This is a genomic window from Microvirgula curvata, from assembly GCF_054781615.1.
In genome coordinates, this window is the sequence record NZ_BAAGUB010000010.1 from 121,694 (window position 1) to 145,015 (window position 23,322).

22 protein-coding genes and 5 tRNA genes are annotated in these 23,322 nt (G+C 65.5%); 15 read left to right on the forward strand and 12 right to left on the reverse strand.

The window, feature by feature from the left end; all coding sequences use genetic code 11:
* Positions 1–8 precede the first annotated feature (8 nt).
* The 9 genes from ACYVG8_RS05210 (at position 9) to ACYVG8_RS05250 (ending at position 7,284) form a co-directional block, all read left to right on the forward strand.
* Positions 9–1,454, forward strand: a complete 1,446-nt coding sequence (locus ACYVG8_RS05210) for an RNA polymerase factor sigma-54 (protein ID WP_028500535.1) — start codon at positions 9–11, stop codon at positions 1,452–1,454.
* 70 nt (positions 1,455–1,524) lie between these two features.
* Positions 1,525–1,863: a ribosome hibernation-promoting factor, HPF/YfiA family gene (gene hpf / locus ACYVG8_RS05215; protein WP_028500534.1), complete on the forward strand. Its 339-nt coding sequence runs from the start codon at positions 1,525–1,527 to the stop codon at positions 1,861–1,863.
* Between the two features lie 265 nt (positions 1,864–2,128).
* Complete coding sequence (gene ptsN, locus ACYVG8_RS05220; protein ID WP_028500533.1) at positions 2,129–2,596, forward strand: PTS IIA-like nitrogen regulatory protein PtsN; 468 nt, start codon at positions 2,129–2,131, stop codon at positions 2,594–2,596.
* On the forward strand, positions 2,589–3,545 hold the full coding sequence (gene hprK / locus ACYVG8_RS05225) for an HPr(Ser) kinase/phosphatase (RefSeq protein ID WP_028500532.1): 957 nt from the start codon (positions 2,589–2,591) through the stop codon (positions 3,543–3,545). The genes ptsN and hprK overlap by 8 nt, the downstream gene beginning before the upstream one ends.
* Positions 3,526–4,371 (forward strand): RNase adapter RapZ, encoded by an 846-nt coding sequence (rapZ, locus tag ACYVG8_RS05230; RefSeq protein ID WP_107889547.1) that lies wholly within the window; start codon positions 3,526–3,528, stop codon positions 4,369–4,371. Before hprK ends, rapZ begins: the two co-directional genes overlap by 20 nt.
* On the forward strand, positions 4,368–4,733 hold the full coding sequence (locus tag ACYVG8_RS05235; RefSeq protein ID WP_028500530.1) for a NusG domain II-containing protein: 366 nt from the start codon (positions 4,368–4,370) through the stop codon (positions 4,731–4,733). The genes rapZ and ACYVG8_RS05235 overlap by 4 nt, the downstream gene beginning before the upstream one ends.
* Positions 4,723–5,244 (forward strand): Gx transporter family protein, encoded by a 522-nt coding sequence (locus tag ACYVG8_RS05240; protein ID WP_036386976.1) that lies wholly within the window; start codon positions 4,723–4,725, stop codon positions 5,242–5,244. Before ACYVG8_RS05235 ends, ACYVG8_RS05240 begins: the two co-directional genes overlap by 11 nt.
* Positions 5,241–5,885: a flavin prenyltransferase UbiX gene (locus ACYVG8_RS05245; protein ID WP_028500528.1), complete on the forward strand. Its 645-nt coding sequence runs from the start codon at positions 5,241–5,243 to the stop codon at positions 5,883–5,885. The genes ACYVG8_RS05240 and ACYVG8_RS05245 overlap by 4 nt, the downstream gene beginning before the upstream one ends.
* 1 nt (position 5,886) lies before the next feature.
* The gene (locus ACYVG8_RS05250) at positions 5,887–7,284 is read left to right on the forward strand and encodes an NAD(P)H-hydrate dehydratase (protein WP_460745113.1); all 1,398 of its coding nucleotides are present in this window, start codon (positions 5,887–5,889) and stop codon (positions 7,282–7,284) included.
* Here ACYVG8_RS05250 and ACYVG8_RS05255 read toward each other — a convergent pair.
* The 8 genes from ACYVG8_RS05255 to ACYVG8_RS05290 form a co-directional block, all read right to left on the reverse strand.
* The gene (locus ACYVG8_RS05255) at positions 7,266–7,661 is read right to left on the reverse strand and encodes an RNA-binding S4 domain-containing protein (protein WP_028500527.1); all 396 of its coding nucleotides are present in this window, start codon (positions 7,659–7,661) and stop codon (positions 7,266–7,268) included. The two genes, ACYVG8_RS05250 and ACYVG8_RS05255, sit on opposite strands and share 19 nt — an antisense overlap.
* Positions 7,661–8,311 carry a fumarylacetoacetate hydrolase family protein gene (locus ACYVG8_RS05260; RefSeq protein ID WP_028500526.1) on the reverse strand — a complete coding sequence of 217 codons (651 nt, stop codon included), beginning with the start codon at positions 8,309–8,311 and terminating at the stop codon, positions 7,661–7,663. Before ACYVG8_RS05260 ends, ACYVG8_RS05255 begins: the two co-directional genes overlap by 1 nt.
* Positions 8,312–8,443: 132 nt before the next feature.
* Positions 8,444–8,520: transfer RNA gene (locus ACYVG8_RS05265), tRNA-Arg, on the reverse strand.
* A 295-nt stretch (positions 8,521–8,815) separates the two neighbouring features.
* Positions 8,816–8,891, reverse strand: a tRNA-Glu gene (locus ACYVG8_RS05270).
* 1 nt (position 8,892) lies between these two features.
* Positions 8,893–8,969: transfer RNA gene (locus ACYVG8_RS05275), tRNA-Arg, on the reverse strand.
* A gap of 21 nt (positions 8,970–8,990) precedes the next feature.
* A tRNA-Glu gene (locus ACYVG8_RS05280) sits at positions 8,991–9,066 on the reverse strand.
* 3 nt (positions 9,067–9,069) lie between these two features.
* Positions 9,070–9,146: transfer RNA gene (locus tag ACYVG8_RS05285), tRNA-Arg, on the reverse strand.
* Positions 9,147–9,507: 361 nt separating this feature from the next.
* Positions 9,508–11,067 carry a sensor domain-containing diguanylate cyclase gene (locus ACYVG8_RS05290; protein ID WP_107889543.1) on the reverse strand — a complete coding sequence of 520 codons (1,560 nt, stop codon included), beginning with the start codon at positions 11,065–11,067 and terminating at the stop codon, positions 9,508–9,510.
* Between the two features lie 441 nt (positions 11,068–11,508).
* Between ACYVG8_RS05290 and ACYVG8_RS05295 the strand changes: the two genes are divergently transcribed.
* The 3 genes from ACYVG8_RS05295 (at position 11,509) to ACYVG8_RS05305 (ending at position 15,501) form a co-directional block, all read left to right on the forward strand.
* The gene (locus ACYVG8_RS05295) at positions 11,509–11,985 is read left to right on the forward strand and encodes a sigma factor-like helix-turn-helix DNA-binding protein (RefSeq protein WP_028500524.1); all 477 of its coding nucleotides are present in this window, start codon (positions 11,509–11,511) and stop codon (positions 11,983–11,985) included.
* 8 nt (positions 11,986–11,993) lie between these two features.
* Complete coding sequence (locus ACYVG8_RS05300; protein WP_107889541.1) at positions 11,994–13,013, forward strand: FecR family protein; 1,020 nt, start codon at positions 11,994–11,996, stop codon at positions 13,011–13,013.
* A gap of 79 nt (positions 13,014–13,092) precedes the next feature.
* Positions 13,093–15,501, forward strand: a complete 2,409-nt coding sequence (locus ACYVG8_RS05305; protein WP_460745114.1) for a TonB-dependent siderophore receptor — start codon at positions 13,093–13,095, stop codon at positions 15,499–15,501.
* 9 nt (positions 15,502–15,510) lie between these two features.
* On the opposite strand, the gene punR is transcribed toward ACYVG8_RS05305, so the two are convergent.
* Entirely contained in the window at positions 15,511–16,443 is a 933-nt protein-coding gene (gene punR, locus ACYVG8_RS05310) for a DNA-binding transcriptional activator PunR (RefSeq protein WP_460745115.1), read from the reverse strand.
* A 143-nt stretch (positions 16,444–16,586) separates the two neighbouring features.
* Between punR and punC the strand changes: the two genes are divergently transcribed.
* The gene (gene punC, locus ACYVG8_RS05315; protein ID WP_460745116.1) at positions 16,587–17,789 is read left to right on the forward strand and encodes a purine nucleoside transporter PunC; all 1,203 of its coding nucleotides are present in this window, start codon (positions 16,587–16,589) and stop codon (positions 17,787–17,789) included.
* Here the strand turns inward: punC and ACYVG8_RS05320 are convergent.
* Positions 17,720–18,343 (reverse strand): methylated-DNA--[protein]-cysteine S-methyltransferase, encoded by a 624-nt coding sequence (locus ACYVG8_RS05320; protein ID WP_460745117.1) that lies wholly within the window; start codon positions 18,341–18,343, stop codon positions 17,720–17,722. The two genes, punC and ACYVG8_RS05320, sit on opposite strands and share 70 nt — an antisense overlap.
* A gap of 200 nt (positions 18,344–18,543) precedes the next feature.
* A complete protein-coding gene (locus ACYVG8_RS05325) occupies positions 18,544–18,774 on the reverse strand; it encodes a hypothetical protein (RefSeq protein ID WP_156952610.1) in 231 nt (76 codons plus the stop codon).
* A gap of 21 nt (positions 18,775–18,795) precedes the next feature.
* On the opposite strand from ACYVG8_RS05325, the gene ACYVG8_RS05330 reads away from it, so the two are divergent.
* On the forward strand, positions 18,796–20,421 hold the full coding sequence (locus ACYVG8_RS05330) for a methyl-accepting chemotaxis protein (RefSeq protein WP_281659738.1): 1,626 nt from the start codon (positions 18,796–18,798) through the stop codon (positions 20,419–20,421).
* Between the two features lie 41 nt (positions 20,422–20,462).
* Here the strand turns inward: ACYVG8_RS05330 and ACYVG8_RS05335 are convergent, their stop codons facing one another.
* Positions 20,463–20,627, reverse strand: coding sequence for a hypothetical protein (locus tag ACYVG8_RS05335; RefSeq protein ID WP_169735668.1), 165 nt, complete (start codon positions 20,625–20,627; stop codon positions 20,463–20,465).
* Between the two features lie 163 nt (positions 20,628–20,790).
* Between ACYVG8_RS05335 and ACYVG8_RS05340 the strand changes: the two genes are divergently transcribed.
* Entirely contained in the window at positions 20,791–23,319 is a 2,529-nt protein-coding gene (locus ACYVG8_RS05340; protein ID WP_460745118.1) for a cation-translocating P-type ATPase, read from the forward strand.
* Positions 23,320–23,322: the final 3 nt, after the last annotated feature.

The window sequence follows — 23,322 nt, forward strand, 5'->3', positions numbered from 1 at the left end:
CAGCGGCCATGAAGCAAAGCCTCCAGCTCAAGCTGGGTCAGCAACTGACCCTTACGCCCCAACTGCAACAGTCGATCCGGCTGCTGCAGCTCTCGACGCTGGACTTGCAACAGGAAGTGGAACAGTTCATCGCCGACAATCCGCTGCTGGAGCGCGACGAGGGCCGTGACGAAAACGGCGCGGAAGTCAGCGATGCCGGCGAGATTGCCATCAACGGCCATGACGAGCCGCGCGAGCCACCGCAGCAGCAGGACGGGGCCGGCGGCAACGACGACAGCGCCACCGACCTGAACCTGGTCAACGACTGGTCCAGCTACGGCCGCAACGGCAGCGACGAAGACGACGACTGGGACCCGCACCAGAACCTGACCCGGGCCACCACGCTGCGCGAGCATCTGCTGGCGCAGCTGGCCGAGCTGCCGCTGTCGGTCCGCGACCGGGCAATGGCGATGGTCATCATCGAGGAACTGGACGACGACGGCTACCTGCCCTGCCCGCTGGAAGAGCTTGCCGTCCATCTGCCGGCGGAACTGGAGATCGATCCCGACGAGCTGACCGTGGCGCTGACCCTGGTCCAGCAGTTCGAGCCGGCCGGTGTCGCCTCGCGCGATCTGACCGAATCGCTGCTGCTGCAACTGGCGGCCCGGCCCGAGTCGCCGGCCAGGCCGCTGGCGCAGGACATCGTCCGCCACCACCTGCCGCTGCTCGCCAACCGCGACTTCACCCGGCTGCGCCGCGCCACCGGTGCCGACGACGAATCGATCCGGCAGGCCCAGGCGCTGATCGCCTCGCTGAACCCGCGTCCGGCCGCCGGTTTCGGCAGCGGCGACACCCACTACGTGATGGCCGACGTGCTGGTCCGTCGCGATCGCAACGGAATCTGGCTGCCCCTCTTGAATCCTGCGACTCAGCCCAAATTGAAAGTAAATCAGCTGTACGCGCAGATGCTCAGCCGGCACCGCGGCGAGGCCGGACAATTGTCCGGCCGGCTGCAGGAAGCCAAGTGGCTGATCCGCAACATCGAACAGCGGGCCGACACTATACTCAGGGTGTCGCAGGTCATCGTCGAGCGACAGCAGGCGTTCTTTGATCAGGGTGAAGTCGCAATGCGCCCCATGGTGCTGCGCGACGTCGCCGACGAATTGGGATTGCACGAGTCGACCATCTCCCGCGTGACCAGCAGCAAGTATCTGATCTGTCCGCGTGGCGTGTTCGAACTCAAGTACTTCTTCGGCACGGCGCTGGACACCGATTCCGGCGGCGAATGCTCGGCAACCGCCATCAAGGCGCGGTTGCGCAAGCTGATTGCCGACGAAGACCCGCACAAACCGCTGTCGGACAGCGTGCTGGCCGAACGGCTCGGTGACGAGGGCATCCAGGTTGCCCGCCGCACCGTCGCCAAGTATCGCGAGGCATTGCTGATACCACCGGTAAACCAGCGGAAAACGATTTAACGCGCGTCAAGGCGCGCCCCCTGCGTATCCAGCAACATGGATACGCCAGCCCACCAGAAGGAGTTAGGGTATGAACCTGAACATCACCGGCGTCCATCTCGAAGTCACTCCGAGCCTGCGCGACTACCTGTCGGAAAAAATCGACCGCATCACCCGCCACGTCGATAACGTCATTGCCGTCAACGTCGCCCTCTCGGTCGAGAAACTCGACCAGAAAGTGACGGTCGACGTTCACCTGAAGGGCAAGGACATCCACGTCGAGGAAGTCGCAGCCGACATGTATGCGGCCATTGACCTGGTTGCCGACAAGCTGGACAGACAGGTGCTGAAGCACAAGGAGAAGAGTACGGATCACTTCTCGGACAAGGCGCACAAGGCACAGGAGCTGTCCGCCGGCTCCGAAGCCTGAGCCTGAAGAAGACTCACAAGGGCAAGCGCCCGCGGTCGTCGTGCCGCTGGCTCAGGCCTGACTGAAAGGGGGGGACTGCCGGAAACGGCAGTCCCCCCGTTTGATTGCGGGCCCTCGCGCCCGGAGGGGTGCCGGCACAGGCATTCCGCTGCCGGTCCGCCCTTTGCTGGTGCAGACCGGCCGGGGTGCCCACTAATGCGGCAGACGCTCCCGCCGTAACCGGCTAGAATGGCCCCGTTTTGATTACTCGTACTCGTTGACGACCATGAGTCTGATCGCAAAGATCCTGCCCAGCACCGACCACCTGCTCGTCGATCTCGACGTCAGCAGCAAGAAACGCGTGTTCGAGCATGTCGGCATCCTGTTCGAGAACGCCTACGGCATTGCCCGCAGCACCGTTTTCGACAGCCTGTTCGCCCGGGAAAAACTCGGCTCCACCGGACTCGGTCACGGGGTTGCCATCCCGCACGGTCGCGCCAAGGGGCTCAAGGACGTCGCCGGCTGCTTCATCCGCCTGAAATCCCCGATTCCGTTCGACTCGCCCGATGGCAAGCCGGTCAGCCTGCTGTTCGTGCTGCTGGTGCCCGAGCAGGCAACCGACCTGCATCTGCAGGTACTGTCGGAACTCGCACAGATGTTCAGCCGCCGCCAGCTGCGCGAAGCGCTGGCCGCCGCACCGGATGCCCAGACCCTGTTCCAGCTTCTGACCACCCAGCAGGACAGCCATGCCTAGCATCACGGTCAGGAAGCTTTATCAGGACAACCGGCAGAAACTCAATCTGAACTGGGTCGCCGGCTCGTCCGGCATCGACAACCTGATCGGCACCGACGACCAGCGGCCAACCCTGGCCCTGGTCGGCCACCTGAACCTGATCCACCCGAACAGCCTGCAGGTGCTCGGCGTCGCCGAATGCGACTACCTGAACCAGCTGGGACAGGACGCGGCCCGCGAAGCGCTGGAGCAGCTGTTCCGGCTGCCGATGTCGGCCATCATCGTCGCCAACGGCCAGCCGGTTCCGGCCGCACTGAAGGCCGCCTGCGAACACCAGCGCGTGCCGCTGATCGCCTCGAGCCAGGCCTCGCCGTACCTGATGGACGTGATGCGCATCTACCTGGCGCGAGTCCTGGCGGTGTCCACCGTGCTGCACGGCGTGTTCCTCGACGTGCTCGAGGTCGGCGTGCTGATTACCGGCGACAGCGCGATGGGCAAGAGCGAACTGGCACTGGAACTGATTTCCCGCGGCCACGGCCTGGTGGCCGACGACGCGGTCGACCTGTTCCGCATCGGCCCGGAAACCCTGGAAGGACGCTGCCCGGACATGCTGCGCGATTTCCTTGAAGTGCGCGGCCTCGGCATCCTCAATATCCGCACGGTGTTTGGCGAAACCGCCATCCGGCCGAAAAAGATCCTCAAACTGATCATCCATCTGGTCAAGGCCACCGACCAGATCATGCAGGACATCGACCGGCTGGCCATCCAGTCGGAAACGCAGGAAGTCCTGAACGTCAAAATCCGCAAGGTCACCATTCCGGTGGCTGCCGGTCGCAACCTGGGCGTGCTGGTCGAAACCGCCGTTCGCAATTACATTCTCCAGCTCAGGGGCATCGACAGCACGCGCGACTTCATCGAACGGCAGACGCGCATGTTGAGGGAGCAGGAAAATGCAGCTGATCCTGATTAGCGGACTGTCCGGCTCGGGCAAGAGCATCGCCTTGCGCATGCTCGAGGACAGCGGTTTCTATTGCATCGACAACCTGCCGGCCAGCCTGCTGACCAGCGTGGTCGAGCAGGTGCGCCCGTTCGGCTACGACCATGTCGCCATCAGCGTCGATACCCGCTCCGCGGCCGCACTCGGTGCGCTGCCGGCGGCGCTGGACACGCTGCGCGCCAGCGGTGACGACGTCCGCGTGCTGTTCCTCGACGCGCAGACCGATACCCTGATCCGCCGCTTTTCCGAAACCCGCCGCCGCCACCCGCTGTCCGGCTGCGCGCTGACCATTCCCGAATCCGTGGCCCAGGAGCGGCAGATGCTGGGCGATGTCGCCGAGCTCGGCCATCGCATCGACACCAGCGACCTGTCCGCCAACCAGCTGCGCCGTTATGTGCGTACCTTCGTGTCGCTCGACATCGGCTCGCTGGTGCTGATCATCCAGTCGTTCGGCTTCAAGCATGGCGTGCCGCTCGACGCCGATTTCGTGTTCGATACCCGCTGTCTGCCAAACCCGTACTACGACCCGGAGCTGCGGCCGATGACCGGCCGCGATGCCCCGGTAGCTGCCTTTCTTGCCGCCGAGCCGCAAGTCGGCCAGATGGAGGACGACATCGCCGGGCTGATCGAACGCTGGCTGCCGGCCTTCCGTCTCGACAACCGCAATTACCTGACCGTCGCCATCGGCTGCACCGGCGGCCAGCACCGCTCGGTCTATCTCGGCGAACGCCTCGCCGCCCGCCTGCGCCAGGGCGAGCAGACGGTACTGGTCCGCCATCGCGAACTCGACGAAGCATGATTCCACTCCGCGCCGGCGACGCGCTTGCGCTGCTGCTCGGCGCGGCGCTGGTCGTCGCCAGCGCCCTGCACTTCTGGCGTGACGGCATCGGCGAGACCCTGCGCGTGCGCGCCGACGGCCGGGTGGTCGAAGACCTGCCGTTGCGGCTGAACCGCACCCTGTCAGTGCCCGGCCCGCTTGGCACCACCGTGGTCGAAGTCCGCAACGGGCGTGCCCGCATCGCCACCGATCCCAGCCCGCGCCAGTACTGCGTGCGCCACGGCTGGCTGTCCCGCCCTGGCGAAATGGCGATCTGCCTGCCGAACCGGACCAGCATTGAAGTCCTGCGCCGGCAACAGGAGTACGACAGCCTTGGCTACTGAGCGCGTCATCGAGCTGCACGCCCTGCCGGCCGATCGTCGTCTGGCGCGGCTGGCCGCGCTGGCCATCGTGCTGGCGCTGTTCGACGCCGGCATCCCGACGCCGCTGCCCGGCATCAAGCCCGGTTTTGCCAATATTGTCACCCTGCTGGCACTGGAACGGCTCGGCCTGCGCGCCGCCATCGCTGTCAGCGTCCTGCGCATTTTCGCTGCCGCGCTGCTGCTCGGCAGCCTGTTCACCCCGGGCTTCTTCCTCAGCGCGGCCGGGGGGGCGGCCAGCCTGCTCGGGCTGGCGCTCGCCCATCGCCTGCCCCGCCGCCTGTTCGGCCCGGTCACCCTGTCGCTGATTGCCGCGTTCTGCCATATCGGCGGCCAGCTGCTGCTGGCCAGACTCTGGCTGATTCCGAGCAACGGCCTCGGCTATTTCGTCCCGCTGTTTGCCGCCGCCGCCTTCGTCACCGGCACGCTGAACGGTATCATGACCACCCGACTGCTCGCTTCACGCCCCCAATGACCCCTCCCGCCACTGTTACTCTGGCCCTGACCGGTGCCTCCGGCCTGCCGTACGGGCTGCGCCTGCTCGACACCCTGCTGCAGGCTGGCGTCCACGTCCGGCTGCTGTATTCACAGGCGGCACAGATCGTCGCCCGGCAGGAAATGGGCTGGACCCTGCCGTCCCGCCCGGCCGGGGTCCAGCGCGACCTTGCCGCCCGCTTTCACGCCGCAGACGGCCAGCTGGCGGTCTATGGTCGCGACGAATGGTTCGCCCCGGTCGCCAGCGGCTCGAATCCGTCCGATGCGATGGTGGTCTGCCCGTGCTCGATGGGCACGCTGGCAGCCATCGCCCACGGGCTGTCCGACAACCTGATCGAACGCGCCGCCGATGTCAGCCTGAAAGAGCGCCGCCCGCTGATCCTGGTGCCGCGCGAAACGCCGTTCTCGGTCATCCATCTGGAAAACATGCTGAGCCTGGCCCGCGCCGGCGCGATCATCCTGCCGCCATCGCCGGGCTTTTACACCCATCCGCAGACGGTCGACGACCTGGTCGACTTCGTGGTCGCCCGCATCCTCGACCAGTTGCGCGTGCCGCACCAGCTGCATGCGCGCTGGGGCGAGGCCGATCCTGCCGCAACACCGCCTGCCCCCGGAGACTGACATGAACCGCCCGATCCACACGCTTGCCACGCTGCGCCATATCGAAACCCTCGCCGGGCAGGCCGGCATGCCGCTGATGGATCGTGCGGCCGGCGCCATCGCCGACCGGGTCGAGCAGCGGATCGTGCGCGGTGAGCCGATCCTGGCGCTGGCCGGACGCGGCAACAATGGCGGCGATGCCCTGCTGGCCGCCGCCCGGCTGGCCGCACGCGGCCATCGTGTCGATGCCTGGCTGCCGCTGGGCGAGCCGGCAACCGACGACGCGCGGCGTGCCCATGCCCAGGCTCTGGCCGCCGGCGTCACCCTGGTTATCGCGCCACGCACCGCACCGGCGCTGGCACTGGACGGCCTGTTCGGCATCGGTCTGCGCCGCGCGCCCGACGCGGCCGCCTGTGCGGCCATCGACTGGCTGAACGGCATCTCCGGCCACCGGCTGGCCCTCGATGTGCCGTCCGGACTCGACGCCTGGAGCGGCCGGGTGACCGGCTGCGCCGTGGCCGCCACCGAAACCCTGACCTTTCTTGCCGACAAGCCCGGCCTGCTGACCCATGACGGCCCGGACCAGGCCGGCGACGTGCATCTGGCCACACTGGACATCCCGCCCGCCTGGTGGCCGGCAGCCGACGGCGCCTGCTACCAGCCCGACGACGACATTACGCACCGGCTGGCACGAAAACAGAATGCCCACAAGGGCAGCTTCGGCTGTGTCGCCGTGCTTGGCGGCGCGACCGGCATGACCGGCGCCGCCCTGCTGGCTGCGCGCGCAGCACTGCGCACCGGCGCCGGCAAGGTCAGGATCGGGCTGCTGGAGCCGGCACTGGCGGTCGACCCGCTATACCCGGAACTGATGCTCGACGACGCCCCCCGCGCCATCGCCCACACCGATGTCACGGTCGTGGCGATCGGCCCCGGGCTCGGTCAGTCACCGGCGGCCGCGCAATTGCTGCGGGACACGCTGCAGCGCGGCGGACCGCTGGTGCTCGACGCCGACGCCCTGAACCTGATCGCCGCCGATGCCGGCCTGGCCGACCTGTGCCGGACCCGGGGCGCCGCAACCGTGATCACCCCGCACCCGGCCGAAGCGGCGCGACTGCTGGGCACCAGCACCGAAGCGGTACAGTCCGACCGGATCGCCGCCGTCCGCCAGCTGGCCAGCCGTCTGAACGCGGTCGCGCTGCTGAAGGGCTGCGGCACGCTGGTGGCCGGGCCGGACGGCTTCTTTACCGTCAACCCGACCGGACACCCGGGCCTGGCGCAGGCCGGCCAGGGCGATACGCTGACCGGCATGATCGCCGCCCTGCTGGCGCAGGGGCTGAGCGCCGGCCAGGCGGCCCGTCACGGTGCGTGGCTGCACGGCCAGACCGCGGGCAGTATCGTGGCTCAGTCGACGCGCCGGTAGCGATCGATCTCGCGACGCGCCTTCTTGGTCGGTCGCCCCTCGCTGTACGGGAAAGTCGCGTGCTCGGCCTTCAACTGCAGCAGGCGCTCCTCGCGCCGGGCAATGCTTTCCGCCGATTCCTCATACAGCTCGCGCGCAATGGTCGCCGAACCGCGCTTGTCGGACACGGCGCGAATGGTCAGCGCATATTCGAGCTGATTCAGCCGCAGGCCGACCCGGTCGCCCACCTTGACTGCATGGGCCGGTTTGGCACGATCGCCGTTCAGGCTGACGTGACCGGCATCAATGGCCGCCTGCGCCAGCCCCCGCGTCTTGTAGAAGCGGCTCGCCCACAGCCATTTGTCCAGCCGGATCCGGCCGGTTTGCGCATCCGCCATCAGATCACCCCGAAGCCGGCCGACACCACACCGTCCAGCGTCAGCACGAGGCGATCACCGGCCGCAATGCGTGCCACGCCTTCCGGCGTGCCGGTATAGATCAGGTCGCCGGCGGTCAGCCCGTATTGGGTCGACAGATAGCTGACAATCACCGGTAGCGGAAACAGCATCAGCGCCGTGTCGCCATGCTGGCGCGTCTCGCCATTGACCTGCAGCGAGAAGGTGAAGCGCTCCGCCGCCACCTGCCCGGCCGGAACGAAGGCAGACACGCAGGAGGCCCCCGGAAAGCCCTTGGACTTGGTCCACGGCTGGCCTTTGGCTTTCATCGCCGCCTGCACGTCGCGGGCCGTCAGGTCGAGCCCGATGCCATAGCCGGCGATCGCCGACATCGCCTCCGCCGGCGCCAGGTCACGCGCGTCGCGGCCGACCAGCAGTACCAGTTCGCATTCGTGGTGGATATCGTCCGACCAGACCGGCAACCGGACCGGATCGGGTTCACGCAGCAGCGATGAGGTCGGCTTCAGAAACACCAGCGGCTCGTCGGTTTCGACGGCATTGCCGAGCTCGGACGCGTGCGCCGCATAATTGCGACCGATGCAGAAAATATTGGCCACCGCGTGCTCGCGGCCGGCAAGGGAAACAGTCGTCATGACAGTGATCGTTCGGAGAAAAGGAATACGCGCACAGCGTAGCGCAGACATGCCGCCCGGACCAGTGAGCGGACGCGAAAAGGCCGCTTCTGACGAAGCGGCCTTTTCAAATCCGGAACTGATGGAGACGGATGGCGCACCCGGAGCGATTCGAACGCCCGACCCTCTGGTTCGTAGCCAGATACTCTATCCAACTGAGCTACGGGTGCGCATGTCACACTTTTTCAGCGACGACTCCAGCGATCAGTCCGGCAGGCCGGACCCGAAACCGGCATGGCCGCGTCTCGTCGTGGAGTGGTGAAACTATGCCATAGTGGCTAACCCTCTGCAAGCGTGAAATTCGGAAACTGCAGGGGTTTTCCGGTAAAAATGCTGTGATCTGCATCAGCAACAGCTTGATTGAATGCAGCTTTATCTTATTCCCGGCAGATCGTGCCCGGGCAGCGGGGCAAGCCGGAACGTGAAAACGGCCGCTTCCTCGAAAGAAGAAGCGGCCGCCTGAATTGGCGTCCCCACGGGGAGTCGAACCCCGGTCGTCGCCGTGAAAGGGCGGTGTCCTAGGCCTCTAGACGATGGGGACATGGCGCACCCGGAGCGATTCGAACGCCCGACCCTCTGGTTCGTAGCCAGATACTCTATCCAACTGAGCTACGGGTGCGTGTGTCACACTTTGATACTATGGCGTCCCCACGGGGAGTCGAACCCCGGTCGTCGCCGTGAAAGGGCGGTGTCCTAGGCCTCTAGACGATGGGGACATCTGGCGCACCCGGAGCGATTCGAACGCCCGACCCTCTGGTTCGTAGCCAGATACTCTATCCAACTGAGCTACGGGTGCGCTGTTTTGGCAATGACAGGGTTGCCCCCGCCGCTTGTCAATTTCCTGACCGGTCCGTCTCCGTTGCCTTCGTCGGCGATCAAGGAGGCGAATTATGTACATAAACCGGTAACGCGTCAACACCCTGATCGCAACTTTTCCACCGTCGTCACAGGCAGGATTCACCCGTTCGTCATTGGCTGCCGCCGGAGACGCCAGGACCGCCACCACGGCAAAACCGCCAAATCATTGATCCGTTTCCAGGTTTCTCCAGCCGGCGCATGCCATTCATTCCCCGACGATGCGGCACGATGGACGAGTTTGCGCACAATGCCGGCCACCACGAAAGAACAGCGACCGGCCCTGGCTTCGGTTCACCGGCTCACTTTTCCGTCGCAGCCATTTCCACCCGGTTGCGCCCGTTGTGCTTGGCCAGATACAGCGCCTCGTCCGCCGCCTTCAACACGGCCGTCACGGTTCCGGCACTGCCCGGCCAGTGGGCCACGCCCAGCGACAGGGTGACCGGTTCCCCGGTCGGACAGTTGGTAGCAGCAATGCGTTCGCGCAGGCGCTCGGCGATCTGGATCGCCATGTCCAGGCTGCAACCGGGCAGCAGCATGCAGAACTCTTCGCCCCCGCTGCGGCAGACCTGGTCATCACTGCGCGAGCCCTCGCACATCTGCCGGGCCAGGTACTGCAGCACCAGATCGCCCACATCATGCCCATGCCGGTCATTGACCCACTTGAAGTGGTCGATATCCATGGCGATCACCGCAAACGGCCGTAGTTCGGCCTGCCATTGCGCCAGCGTCGCCTGCATGCCGCGACGATTGATCAGCCCGGTCAGTTCATCGGTAACGTTCTCCACATTGAGCCGGCCCAGTTTCTGGTTGATCCGGCCCAGCCCGGCCAGCACCGCCCGCTTGAGCTTGTCGGCTTCGTCATACCAGGCCCGGACCTGATTGATTTCCTCGGTCGCCGCTGGCGAATCCCAGTCCCTGGCAGTGGCGGCCAGCCTGGACAGCGGCTGGGCAATGACCCGCGAGATCCACCACACCCCGAGCACCGACAGCAGGAAGAACGGCGCCGCATGGCGGATGATGCTCAGCATCAGCGCATTCAGCCCGTCCAGGGTATCCGCCGTGGGGCGCTGGGCAACAATGCCCCACTGGGTAAGATGCATTGGCGCATAGCCGGCAAGCATGTCGACATGGCGGGAGTTGATCAGCCGCTGACTGCCTGCCCTGCCGGCAATCACCGCCTCGATGGCCGGATTTCCGTTCACCACCGTTCCGATCCGCGCGGTATCGCGGTGATAGATCAGCCGCCTTTTATTATCAACGACATACAGATAGGAACCATCGCGATAATGGTTTTCGCCCAGCAGGGACTGCAGGATATTCTGTTCGTGCAGATAAATCGTCCCTCCCAGATAGCCGAGGTAGCGTCCGTTACGGGCAAAGAGCGGATGGGAGATGAAAATGACCAGCCGGCCGGTGCTGGCAATATACGGCGGAGAAATCAGTGGTTTGCGCTTGGCCAGGGCTTCGCGAAAGCCGGCACTGTCCAGCCGGGTGCCGGTCAGGTGCAGCGCCGCCGGTGAAGACGCCAGGATGCGCCCGTCCGGCCGGATGACCACGACCGAATTGAAACTGTTGGTCTGCCGCTTCAGGCGCTCGGTTTCCGCCACCAGCGATGCCGGATGCGCCATCAGCGGTGGCAGCAGATTGGCGCTGAATGCCAGCTGCTGCTGGGCCGCAGCCAGAAAATTATCCGTGCTGCTGGCCAGCTTGGTCGCATACGCATAATTGTTTTCCAGCTCCAGCTGCATCAGCAGATCACGCTGGGTCTGGTAACTGGCATACAGCGTATAACCCAGCGTCAATAACGCCATGCTCAGGGCAAGCAGCAATATCAGCTGGCGGAGGGTAATCTTTATCATGGCGTCATTATCACGTAGAGAAGCCATGGGCTGCGCATGACTTGGTAACAACACATTCGCCAAGTGTACATTCCGGATTCCAGGGAAACCCGATATTCCGGATCGGCAATGCGTAGCCGGTCAATCTACGGGAACAGGGTAAGTCCGGGAGAATCGGGAGTAAAGAAACACTAATGAAACACTGTGCATTTCATTCCCTTTCATCACGGCCCACATTCATTTTCCCGCAGGGAGAAAATGAAAATAACTTGAAGAATCAACACACAGCTGCTGGTCATATTCCCGCCCCGGCACAGACCGGCGGCGACGAAACGCCTGCAGTGGTGGTCTGACTGGGCGGGGTGTCACGCACGATGGCGGTCGACAAATATTCATGCAACTGAAAGAATAACGATTCTTGTTTGCATTTGTGACGTTTTGCCACGGACCTCCTGCCCCTTCATGACTGCGCGCCACTACCTGGAACTCGTCAATTTCTTCTCCCGTTCCCTGCGTGACCGCGATGCGGCGGCGGATGTGGTTCAGGAAAGCTATTCCCGGGTGCTGGCCATGCGCCAGCCGGAGGCAGTGCTCGACCTGCGCGCGCTGCTGTACCGCATCGGCAAGAACATCGTGATCGATGACGCCCGCGCCCGGCAGGCCGAGCAGCGCATGCTCGACACGCTGGGGCTGATCAGTGCCGACAGCGCCCCGTCGCCGGAGCGCGAGGCCGATGCCCGCCAGCAATGCCGCCGCCTTGCCGCCCGGCTGGCGGTCATGCCGCGCAAGCGGCGGGAAGCGTTCATCCTGGTTCGCATCTACGGCTTCAGCCATGCCGAATCCGCCCTCCACCTTGCCACCACCGTGGCCGCCATCGAGAAACACATCGTGCGGGCCGTTTGCGATCTGTTCGATCTCGCCACGCTGCGCACAGCCTGAACCACGCCATGCCCCGTCCTGAAACCGATTGCCGCCGTGAACGCCAGACCGCGCAGCGCCTGTTCGAGCACGCGCTGCTGCTGATCGCCCGTCAGCACGGCGGCGACCCGGCCCAGGCCGAGGCCTGTCGCCAGGCCCAGCAGCAATGGCGGCAGGCCGACCCCTGCCACGAGGCCGCGTTCCGCGCCGCGCAGCAGGCGTGGCAGGCAACCGAAGCCGGTTCCCTGCGCGGTGCCCTTGCCCTGCCACCGGTCCGCACCGGCGCGCAGTCCCTGACCCGCCGCCGGCTGATGAGCGTGCTCGGTCTGGCTGGACTGGGCCTGGCAACCGGGGGTCTCGGTCACTGGTACCGGGCCCAGCCGCTGCAGCAACTGAGCCTGCGAACCGGTCAGGGCCAGATCGGCAGCAGCCTGCTGGCCGATGGCAGCCAGCTGGCGCTGTCCGCCCGCACCGAAGCGCGGGTCCTGTACTACCGGGACCGGCGCGAAGTCCTGCTGGCGCACGGCGAGATCCGTTTCGATGTCCGCTCCGACCCCGAACGGCCCTTCATTGTCGTAACCGACTGGGGCCGGGTGCAGGTGTTCGGCACCGTGTTCTCGGTCGCCGTTCGCCAGACCGGCATGCGGGTCGCCGTCGCCAGCGGGCGGGTCGGCGTATGGCGACGCAGCGCCACCCGGGAAGGCACCGTCGCCCTGTCGCCCGACATCGCGCTGACGGCAGGTGACAGTGCCGATATCGACCATGCCGGCCTGCGCAGCGGCCATGTCTCACCGGACGACGTCGGCGCCTGGCGCCAGGGCTGGCTGGTATTCGATGCGCAGCCGCTGTCGGTCGCGGTCGAACGCTGGAACGACTATCTGGCCACGCCGCTGGTGCTGGAACGGGATGCGGCACTGGCCGGCCTGCGCCTGACCGGCAGTTTCCCGCTCGCCCGCCCGGCGGCCTTTCTGGATGCCCTGCCGCGCATCCTGCCGGTGCGGGTCGTCCGCAGCCCGGACGGCCCGGTCCGGATCCAGGCCCGACGCTGAGGGCCGGTGACAAAATAATTGTCCGGTCATGGCGCTCCCGTTCGTCCTCACGGCAACCCCATCACAAGGACGTTCCGACATGCCCCGTGGATTTTCCCTGGCCGCCGTCACGCTGGCGGTCCTGGCTGCACCGTTTGCAGCCGCGGCCGATGCCTCCCCGGCCCTTTCCGGCCGACAGACCCTGTCGTTGCCTGCGCAGCCGCTCGGCCAGACCCTGAATGCGCTGGCCAGGCAGTCCGGTACCGCCATCTCGGTCGACGCCGCACTGATCGCCGGCCGGCGCGCCCCGGCCCTGCAGGGCACGATGACGCTGGGCGAGGCACTGCGCCAGGCACTGGCCGGCAGCGGACTGCTGGCCACACCGGCCGGCACCGGCATTTCGGTCCACAGCGGCGACCGCGCCGGTGAGGTCGCCCTGCCGGAAGTCACGGTCTCCGCCAGTACCGGCCGCAGTGCCGTCACCGAAGGCAAGGGCTCCTACACCACCGGCTCGATGAGCACCGCCACCCGCTTGCCGCTGTCGATCCGGGAAACGCCGCAGGCGGTCACGGTCATGACCCGGCAGCAACTGAACGATCAGGCGATGACCAGCATCACCGATGTGGTCCGCAATGCCCCGGGCCTGTTTCTCAGCACCAGCAACGGGCCGGGCCGGCCCGATTTCAGCGCCCGCGGCTTCAGTGTCGACAATGTGATGTACGACGGACTGCCGTCCAGCTACCAGGGCTGGATCGTCGGCGCCCAGGCCAATATGGCGATGTTCGACCGGGTGGAAATCGTGCGTGGTGCCACCGGTCTGGTCAGTGGCAGCGGCACGCCGTCGGCCGCCATCAATCTGGTACGCAAGCGCCCGACGGCGGCACCGAAGCTCAGCCTGACCGGCAGCGTCGGCAGCTGGGACAACTACCGGGGCGAAATCGACGCGTCCGGCAGCCTGAATGAAAACGGCACCGTTCGCGCGCGGGTGGTCGGTTCCTGGCAGGACGCCCATACCTTCCGCGATGTGGAAGCCTACGACCACGGTCTGTTCTACGCCGTCGGCGAGACCGATCTCGGCGAACGGACCCTGCTGACGGTCGGTGCCTCGTACCAGAAGGATTCCACCAACAATTTCTGGGGCGGCCTGCCGCTGACGGTGAGTGGCGGCCACATGAACCTGCCGCGTTCGACCTTCCCCGGCAATGCCTGGGAACGCAAGGAGCAGAAGATCACGACCGTCTTCGGCGAGTTCAGGCACCAGTTCGACAATGACTGGAGCGTGCGGCTGGCCGCGATGCAGGCCTGGCAGGACGCCGTGTTCTCCGGCACCTATCTGGTCCGTTCCAGCCCCACCGACCTCGGCCACAACGCCTATCAGTCCGGCCACGACGAGGACCAGTCCAGCTACGATCTGTATGCCAGCGGCCCGTTTGCGCTGCTGGGACGCTCGCATGAGCTGATGGGCGGCATCAGCCGGCGCCAGACCCGGCTGGCCACGGACAACTACAGTGGCAACGGCATGATCAGCCAGCATGTCGACCCGTTCAGCTGGGACCCGCACAGCGTGCCGAAGCCCCATTTCGTCTATACCGACACCTCGCACGAGGTCACGACCCAGGAAGGCATCTATCTGGGCACGCGCCTGAGCCTGACCGACCCGCTGAAGCTGATCCTCGGCGCCCGCCTCGACTGGTACGACTATGAGGGCAGGTCCGAGGCCAGCGACTACAAGGTCACCCGCAACCTGACCCGCTATGCCGGCCTGATCTACGACCTCGACCGCCGGCATTCGGTCTATGCCAGCTATACCGACATTTTCACGCCGCAGACCTCGAAGGACACCAGCGGCAGGATTCTCGATCCGATCGTCGGCGAGAACTACGAAATCGGCATCAAGGGCGAGTATTTCGGCGGCGCGCTGAATGCCGCCGTGGCGCTGTTCCAGATCGAGCAGAAGAACCGGGCGCGGCTGAACAGCGACCAGAGCCTGTGCCCGACCTTCCCCGCCACGTCCTGCTACCAGGCTTCGGGCCTGGTGCGCAGTCGCGGCATCGATGTGGAAATCCAGGGCGCGCTGACCCCCGGCTGGCAACTCAGCGCCGGCTACACCTACACCCGGGCCAACTATATCCGCGACAGCGATCCGGCCAACGAGGGCAAGCGCTTCAACCCCGACATGCCACAGAACCTGTTCAAGCTGTCCACCGTCTACACCCTGCCCGGCGACCTGAACCAGTGGCGGGTCGGCGGCACCCTGTACTGGCAGAGCGACATCTTCAACGAGGGCAGTTACGAGGGCGTGGACTTCCGCAATGAGCAGAAAGCCTATGCCGTGGCAGACCTGATGCTCGGCTACCGGGTCAACCGCCATCTGGACCTGCAGCTGAACATCAACAATGTGTTCGACAAGACCTACTACAAAGCCGTGGGCTCCGATGTGACCTGGGGACCGACCGACAGCTATGGCGATCCGCGCAATGCCATGCTGACCGCCCGCTATGTCTTCTGAGTCACCGGCTCAGGTCTCGCTGAACCACTCCAGGTTCAGCGTCGTGCTGTCGCCCAGATAGTCGAGCAGCCACGCCATCGCCGGCGACGGGGTATTCTGCGCCCAGGTCAGGCAGCAGGGGCTGGGGGGGTACGGACGCTGCAGCGACAGCGCAACCAGCTTCCCCGCCGCGACCAGCGGCACGGCCCGGTGCGCCGGCACCATGCCGACGCACAGGCCGTCGCACAGGCAGTCCAGCGCGGAGGCCCAGTCCGGCACCACCAGCCGGCGCTGGTTGTCCAGCATCCAGGCCTCCCGCTTCGGCAGGCTGCGCGAGGTGTCCTCCAGACACAGTGCCGGACAGGGGCGCAGCAGGTCGTCATCCAGCGGCCCGGTCAGCGCGGCCAGCGGATGCCGCGGGCTGACCACGCACAGCCAGTTCATGAAGCCCATATCGCGAAAGGCAAAGCTGCCGGCCACCGGCACGGCACGCGTGGCGCCGATGGCGATGTCGGCGCGCCCGTCGGCCAGCGCATCCCAGACGCCATTGAACACCTCATGCCGGACGTGAAGTTCGACATCCGGGAACTGGCGATAGAAATCGACGACCATCTGCCGGCTGCGCTGCGGTTTGACGATATTGTCCACCGCGATATTCAGTTGCCCGCGCCAGCCGTTGGCGACCTGCTGGCACTGGCGCCGGGTGGCGAGCATCGTCCGGCTGACCGCTCGCGCCTCGCGCACGAACAGCGCTCCGGCCTCGGTCAGTGTCACATCCCGGTGCCGCCGCTCGAACAGCGGCACCGCCAGCCATTGCTCCAGCTGGCGCACGGTATAGCTGACGGCTGACGGCACCCGGTTCAGCTCCTGCGCGGCCGCACTGAAACTGCCGGTGCGCGCCACGGCGTCGACCACATCAAGTGAATATTCCGACCACATGCCCTTGCCTTCAATTTTTTTCATCCAGCACGGCAAATATTAGCGCTTCACGTCATGGCATCCACCCGAATAAATTAAAAAAAGACCTGACCGCTGCCTGAAAAACCGGATGAGGCGGTCATTCCTGAGAAGCAAATTCCCTGAAAGCCATGGATGAAAAAAGTGTCATGAAGTTGTCGTTCGGATTTACCTGTTATCTCTCCGGGCTGAGCATGCTCGGCTACCTGGCCACCGACATGTACCTGCCCGCCTTCGGCGCCATGCAGCACGAGCTGGGCCTGTCCGCCAATGTGATCGGCGCCAGCCTGAGCCTGTTCCTGGCCGGCTTCGCCTGCGCCCAGTTGCTGTGGGGACCGTTGTCGGACCGGCTCGGGCGCAAGCCGGTGCTGTTGCTGGGCATGGGCCTGTTTGCCGTCGGCTGCCTCGGCATGTTCTGGGTGCAGGGCGCAGTGCCATTGCTGGCGGTGCGCTTCCTGCAGGCCGTTGGCGTCTGTGCCGCAGCCCTTGTCTGGCAGGCACTGGTGATCGACCGCTACCCGGCCGACCAGGCCCGGCGTGTCTTCGCAACCATCATGCCGCTGGTGGCCCTGTCGCCGGCACTGGCCCCGCTGCTGGGTGCATGGCTGCTGAATCACCTGGGCTGGCGGTCAATCTTCGCCGTGCTGCTGGTCATCACCGTGCTGCTGCTGGTGCCGACCCTGCTGCTGCAGGAAACCCGGCGCCAGGCATCCGCCAGGGCGCGGCGCGAACGGGTCAGCTATTTTTACCTGCTGAAGTCACCACGGTTCAGCGGCAATGTGCTGATGTTTTCCGCCTGCACTGCCGGTTTTTTCGCCTGGCTGACCGGTTCGCCGTTCATTCTGGGTGAAATGGGCTACAGCCCGGACGTGATCGGCCTCAGCTATGCCGTTCCGACCCTGGCCTTTCTGGCCGGCGGATACGGCTGCCGCACGGCACTGCGCCGCCTTGATGGCAATCGCCTGCTGCCCTGGTTGCTGCTGCTGTACGGCCTCAGTCTGATCGCACTGTTCCTGGTGGCGACCCTGACCACACCGACGCTGCTGACGCTGCTGCTGCCGTTCTGCTGCATGGCACTGGCCAATGGCGCCAGCTATCCGATCATCGTCGCCAATGCGCTGATGCCGTTCCCGGACAATACCGGCAAGGCCGCCGCACTGCAGAATGCCCTGCAGTTCGGACTGTGTTTCGTGACCAGCCTGCTGGTGTCGTCCTTTGTCGCCCGTCCGCTGCTGGCGACGACCGCGACCATGCTGGCCACGGTCGCGCTGGCGGCCCTCGGCTATGCCATCCAGTCCCGCCGCCCGGCCGCGCCGGCCCGAGCGGCACCGGCCCCCGGCTGCGCGCAGTAAATCAGTCGCCCCCCCCGTTCCCGCTGCAGCTGGGCGCGCTTGCGCTCGATGCCCCAGCGGTAGCCGGTCAGCAGGCCATCGCGGCGCAGGACCCGATGGCAGGGAATGGCGATGGCAAACACGTTGGCGGCACAGGCGCTTGCCACGGCGCGCACGGCCGCCGGCGCACCGATCTGCTGTGCGACGTCGGTATAGGTGACGGTCTGCCCGACCGGAATCGTGCACAGCATCTGCCAGACCCGCTGCTGGAACGGCGTGCCACCGACATCGAGATCGAGCGCCGGGTCGCAGACCCCGGTGTCGATCAACGCCGTCACCCGCTCCAGCTCACCGTGCAGCGGCGCCGGTTCGAGGCAGGTGCCGGGAAAGATCCCGGCCAGCTGTACCGGCAGCGCGTCCGGCAGGTCATCCAGCAGGATGGCGCACAGTCCGCGATCACTGCGGGCCACCAGTACGGTCCCCAGCGCGCAGCGGCCCATGGCATGGCGCAGCGTGCCGCTTATCGGCTGATGACGAAAGTGCAGCCTGGGTGAGGGAAAGGCAGGCGGGTTCATGGTCCAGATCTCCCGGGTTGATTGAGGCCAGTGTGGCATGTGATCGTTCCCGCAACACTCCGCTCCTTGCGCTTGAATTGATCCTGCCGGTTTTCCGCGAAAATCCGCTGCTGGCAGATTTTCCCAATATGACGACAGCTTTATTTTTATTCAATTCAAACCATTTTTTGAAACAGCAACCGATCGCAGCGCCTGCCTGTTCATTTTTCTGATAAACCCGTTATTTCAAGGCAGCACTCTTCTCCTGCCATGCGTAATTCATTATATTTGCCGCCCGGATTCCAGCAGATCGCGTACAGGAAAGGAATCCCGGCGCTGCCTGTCGTCTCCACCTGGCGGCTGGCAATGAAATTCAGCTCATGACTTGATGCAAAACAGACTTGTCGCGGCAAAGCCTGCCGGGACTCGTGCTCATCAACGTCTCGTAACATACCGGTACAAAAGGTAAAAACATGAAGATTTCAACAAAACTGTACGGTATGGCCGTTATCAGTCTCATCGGCCTGGCCACCATGCTGTGGACGCTCTATGTGCAAATGGGCGTGGTGGAAGAGCGGGTTGTGGATGCCACGGAAAATTCGCTGCCGTCGGTCATTGTCGCCGGCGACGCCCGGGTCCAGTATCTGGAAGCCCGCCGACAGACCATCCTTCATATCGCCTATCAGGATCTCGCCAGCAAGAAAGAAGCCCAGGCCGCGCTGGAAGACAATGTCAAAAACCTGATCAAGGATCTGGACAATTACCGGAACACCCTGGTCAGCAATGAGGAAGACCGGGCCAATACCGATGCCGCCATTGCAGCCGTAAGCAAATGGCATGCGCTGATTCCCGGCCTGATCACCCTGTCGGAGCAACATGCGGGCGGGGACAACACCGCGGCCCTGCAATACCTGAAAACCACCCTGGCGCCGACGGCGGACAACACTTATGGCGCCATCAACAAGATTGTCGAGTTCAACAAGGCTCAGGGCACCCAGTCCGGCAAGGACGCCGTGCAGGCCGGCCGCAGCGCGAAATGGTCGCTGATGGCGCTGGGACTGGCACTGCTGGCCATCATCACGGCCGCCAGCCTGTGGGTCGCGCTGAGCGTCAAGCGCACGCTGGGTCATCTGGACGAGAAGATCGCTGCCATCACCAGTGAACGCAACCTGACCCTGCGCGTCGACGACAGCGGCAAGGATGAAATTTCGCAGATTGCCGGTCGCCTGAACCAGTTGCTGCAGATGCTGCAGGCCAGTTTTGCCGAGCTGACCCATATCGGTCAGGCCGTCGGCGGACACGCATCGGAAGTCGCCAGTTCGTCGGTGCAGATGTCGCAGGCGGTCGAACAGGTCAGCGAATCGACCTCCAGCATGTCGGCTGCCGTCGAGCAGATGACGGTCAGCGTCAACCATGTGGCCGACCGCTCGGCCCAGGCCGACCAGAGCGCCCGCGAAGCCGGGGAAGAGGCCTCGCTGGGTGCCTCGATCATCAACGACACCATCGGCATGATTCGCAGCACTTCGGACAGCGTCAAACTCGCCGCCAGCCAGATCGGCAAGCTGGAAGAGAAAACCACGTCGATCGGCACCGTGGTCGGCGTGATCAAGGACATCGCCGAACAGACCAATCTGCTGGCGCTGAATGCGGCTATCGAAGCGGCCCGCGCCGGTGAACTCGGTCGCGGTTTTGCCGTGGTCGCCGACGAAGTGCGCAAGCTGGCCGAACGCACCGCACAGTCGACCCAGGAAATCACCGGCACCGTGTCGTCGATGCAGAGCGATGCCAACCAGACCGTGGTGTCGATGCAGGCAGTGGTGACCCAGGTCGAAACCGGCATGGAAGCGGCCAACCGGGCGACCGAGGCCATCCAGCGCATTCTCGACCGCACTGGCGGCACGGTCGGTCAGATTGCCGAGATCTCGCACTCGATGCGCGAACAGTCCATGGCCAGCACCAATATCGCCCAGCAGATCGAACGCGTGGCGCAGATGGCCGAAGAAAGCCATTCCAGCTCGCAGAACAACTCGGCCACCGCGGCCAGCCTGAACGAACAGGCACAGAACATGCTGACCACCATCGCCCGGTTCCGGGTGTAACACCTGGCAGCGGGTATGGACTGTCCCCTGCCCGCGCCAGCTCAGCCCAGTTCGAGATACAGCTTGTAGGCCACGGTCCCGAACATCACCAGAATGCCCATGGCAAGCATGAAGATCCCGGATTTGTCGTCGCGTCGCGAATAGCCGGTCAGCAGCAGGACAAAACCGGCAAAGATCAGCGCCAGCATGATTTCAAGCGAGTTCATACCGTCCCCCCGTTTTCGTTGTTGTCGCACCAGTCCGGCCATGAAACGCCAGCCTGATTGACATATCTTAGCCGAGATCATGGCGCCGCTGTCATCGTGCCGCCGGCACCGGTTCGGTGCTATGGTAGGGACGGCCATGCCGGCCTATCGGGAAAGGGATGTCGTGTCCGACGCACCGGAAGGGCTGACCTGCAGCGAAGCGCAATCCCGGCTCCGCGAGGAAGGCTTCAACGAACTGCCACGTACCGGGCATCGCTCGCTGCCCCGCATTGCGCTTGAAGTCGTGCGCGAACCGATGTTCGGGCTGCTGATCGGCGCCGGCCTCATCTATCTGCTGCTTGGCGACCATACCGAAGCCCTGCTGCTGCTCGCCTTCGCCTCGATTTCGGTCATGATCGCCATCGTGCAGGAAAGCCGCAGCGAGCGTGTGCTCGAAGCCCTGCGCGACCTGACCAGCCCGCGCGCACTGGTCATTCGTGATGGCGAGCGGCAGCGGATTCCGGGTCGCGAGGTGGTGCGCGGCGACCTGATCGTGCTCGGCGAGGGCGACCGGGTACCGGCAGACGCGCAGTTGCTCACCGCCATCGACATGCAGGTTGACGAATCGCTGCTGACAGGGGAGTCGGCCCCGGTCGGCAAGGTCGCGTCCGGCGACGCGTCCCCCGGCCCGCGCCCCGGCGGCGACGGCCTGCCCTTCGTGTTTTCCGGCACGCTGATCGTGCGTGGTCAGGGGACGGCACGCGTGGCCGCCACCGGCCCACGCAGCGAAATCGGCCGGATCGGCCAGGCACTGGAAGCCATCGACAGCGCACCGCCGCGCCTGACGCTGGAAACCCGCAAACTGGTCCGGCGTTTTGCCCTGTTCGGCCTCGTCGCCTGCAGCCTGACCGTCATTCTTTATGGCCTGTGGCGCGGGTCCTGGCTCGACGCGCTGCTGGCCGGCATCGCACTCGGCATGTCGATGCTGCCCGAAGAGTTCCCGCTGGTGCTGACCGTGTTTACCGTCATGGGCGCCTGGCAGATTTCACGCATCCGGGTGCTGACCCGTCGCGCCTCGGCCATCGAGACGCTGGGCGCGGCCACGGTGCTCTGTACCGACAAGACCGGCACCCTGACCGAGAACCGCATGACGGTGGTCGCCCTGGCCATCGACGGCGACATCCTGCGCCTCGACGCCGGCCTGCCGCCGGCACTGCCGGACCGGTTCCGCCACCTGATTGATCACGGACGGCTGGCCTGTGCCCCCGACCCGTTCGATCCGATGGAGAAAGCGTTCCATGCACTGGCGGCACAGCACGGCCACGCGCTGCCGCCAGCGTCGTCAACCCGGGTCCACAGCTACGGGCTGCGGCCGGATCTGCTGGCAGTGACCCAGTTGTGGCAAGGCCCCGGCGACAGCGAGGTGGTCATCGCCAGCAAGGGCGCACCGGAGGCCATCGCCACCCTGTGCCGGCTGGATGCCGCGGCGCGCGCCGCGCTGGCCCGCGATGTCGACCGGATGGCCGCTGACGGCATGCGGGTGCTGGCCGTAGCGGGGGCGACGCATCACGGCAATGACTGGCCGGCATCACCGACCGCCTTTGTCTTCACCCTGCTCGGCCTGGTCGGACTCGCCGATCCGCTGCGGGCATCGGTGCCGGAGGCCGTGCGCGAATGCCGTTCGGCCGGGCTCCGGGTGGTCATGATCACCGGCGACTATCCGGCGACGGCACTGGCCATCGCCGGCCGGGCCGGCCTTGCCACCGACCGCTGCGTCAGCGGCGACGAACTGGCGGCCATGAGCGATGCCGACCTCGGCCGCCATGTTGCGTCGATTCCGGTGTTCGCCCGGGTCATGCCGGACCAGAAACTGCGCATCGTTCGCGCACTCAAGGCCGGCGGCGCCATCGTGGCCATGACCGGCGATGGCGTCAATGATGCGCCGTCGCTGAAGGCCGCCGACATCGGCATCGCCATGGGCGGGCGCGGTACCGACGTGGCACGGGAGGCTGCCTCGCTGGTGCTGCTGGATGACGACTTCGGCTCCATTGTCAGGACGGTCCGCCTCGGCCGGCGCATCTATGACAATCTGCGCAAGGCCATGGGCTACATCCTCGCCATCCACGTACCGATCGCCGGCCTCGCGCTGCTGCCGCTGCTGACCGGCCTGCCCCTCATTTTTTCGCCGATCCACATCGCCTTCCTCGAGATGATCATCGATCCGGTCTGCTCGGTCGTGTTCGAGGCCGAACGGGAAGAAAAAGACATCATGCGCCGGCCGCCACGGGCGGAGGACAGTCACCTGTTCTCGTCGGGACTGGTGTACTGGAGCCTGCTGCAGGGCGCGCTGGTCTTGGCCGTGATTGCCACCCTCTATCTGCTTGCGCTGTGGCGCGGCATGCCGGAGGCCGATGTGCGCGCGCTGACCTTCGTCTCGCTGGTCCTGGCCAACCTGGGGCTGGTGCTGGTCAATCGCTCGTTCGACAGCTCGGTGCGCGGGGCATTGCGCGGCGGCAATCGCGCACTGTGGTGGGTCGGGTCGGTGGCGCTGCTGCTGCTTGGTCTGGCACTGGCATGGGCGCCGGCACGCACCCTGTTCCGCTTCGGCCCGCTGCATGTCGACGACCTCGCCATCGCGGTTGTTCCGGTGGTCGGGCTGGTCATCGTGCTGGAAGCGCTGAAGCGCTTCTGGCGTGGACGACTGACCGCCTGAACA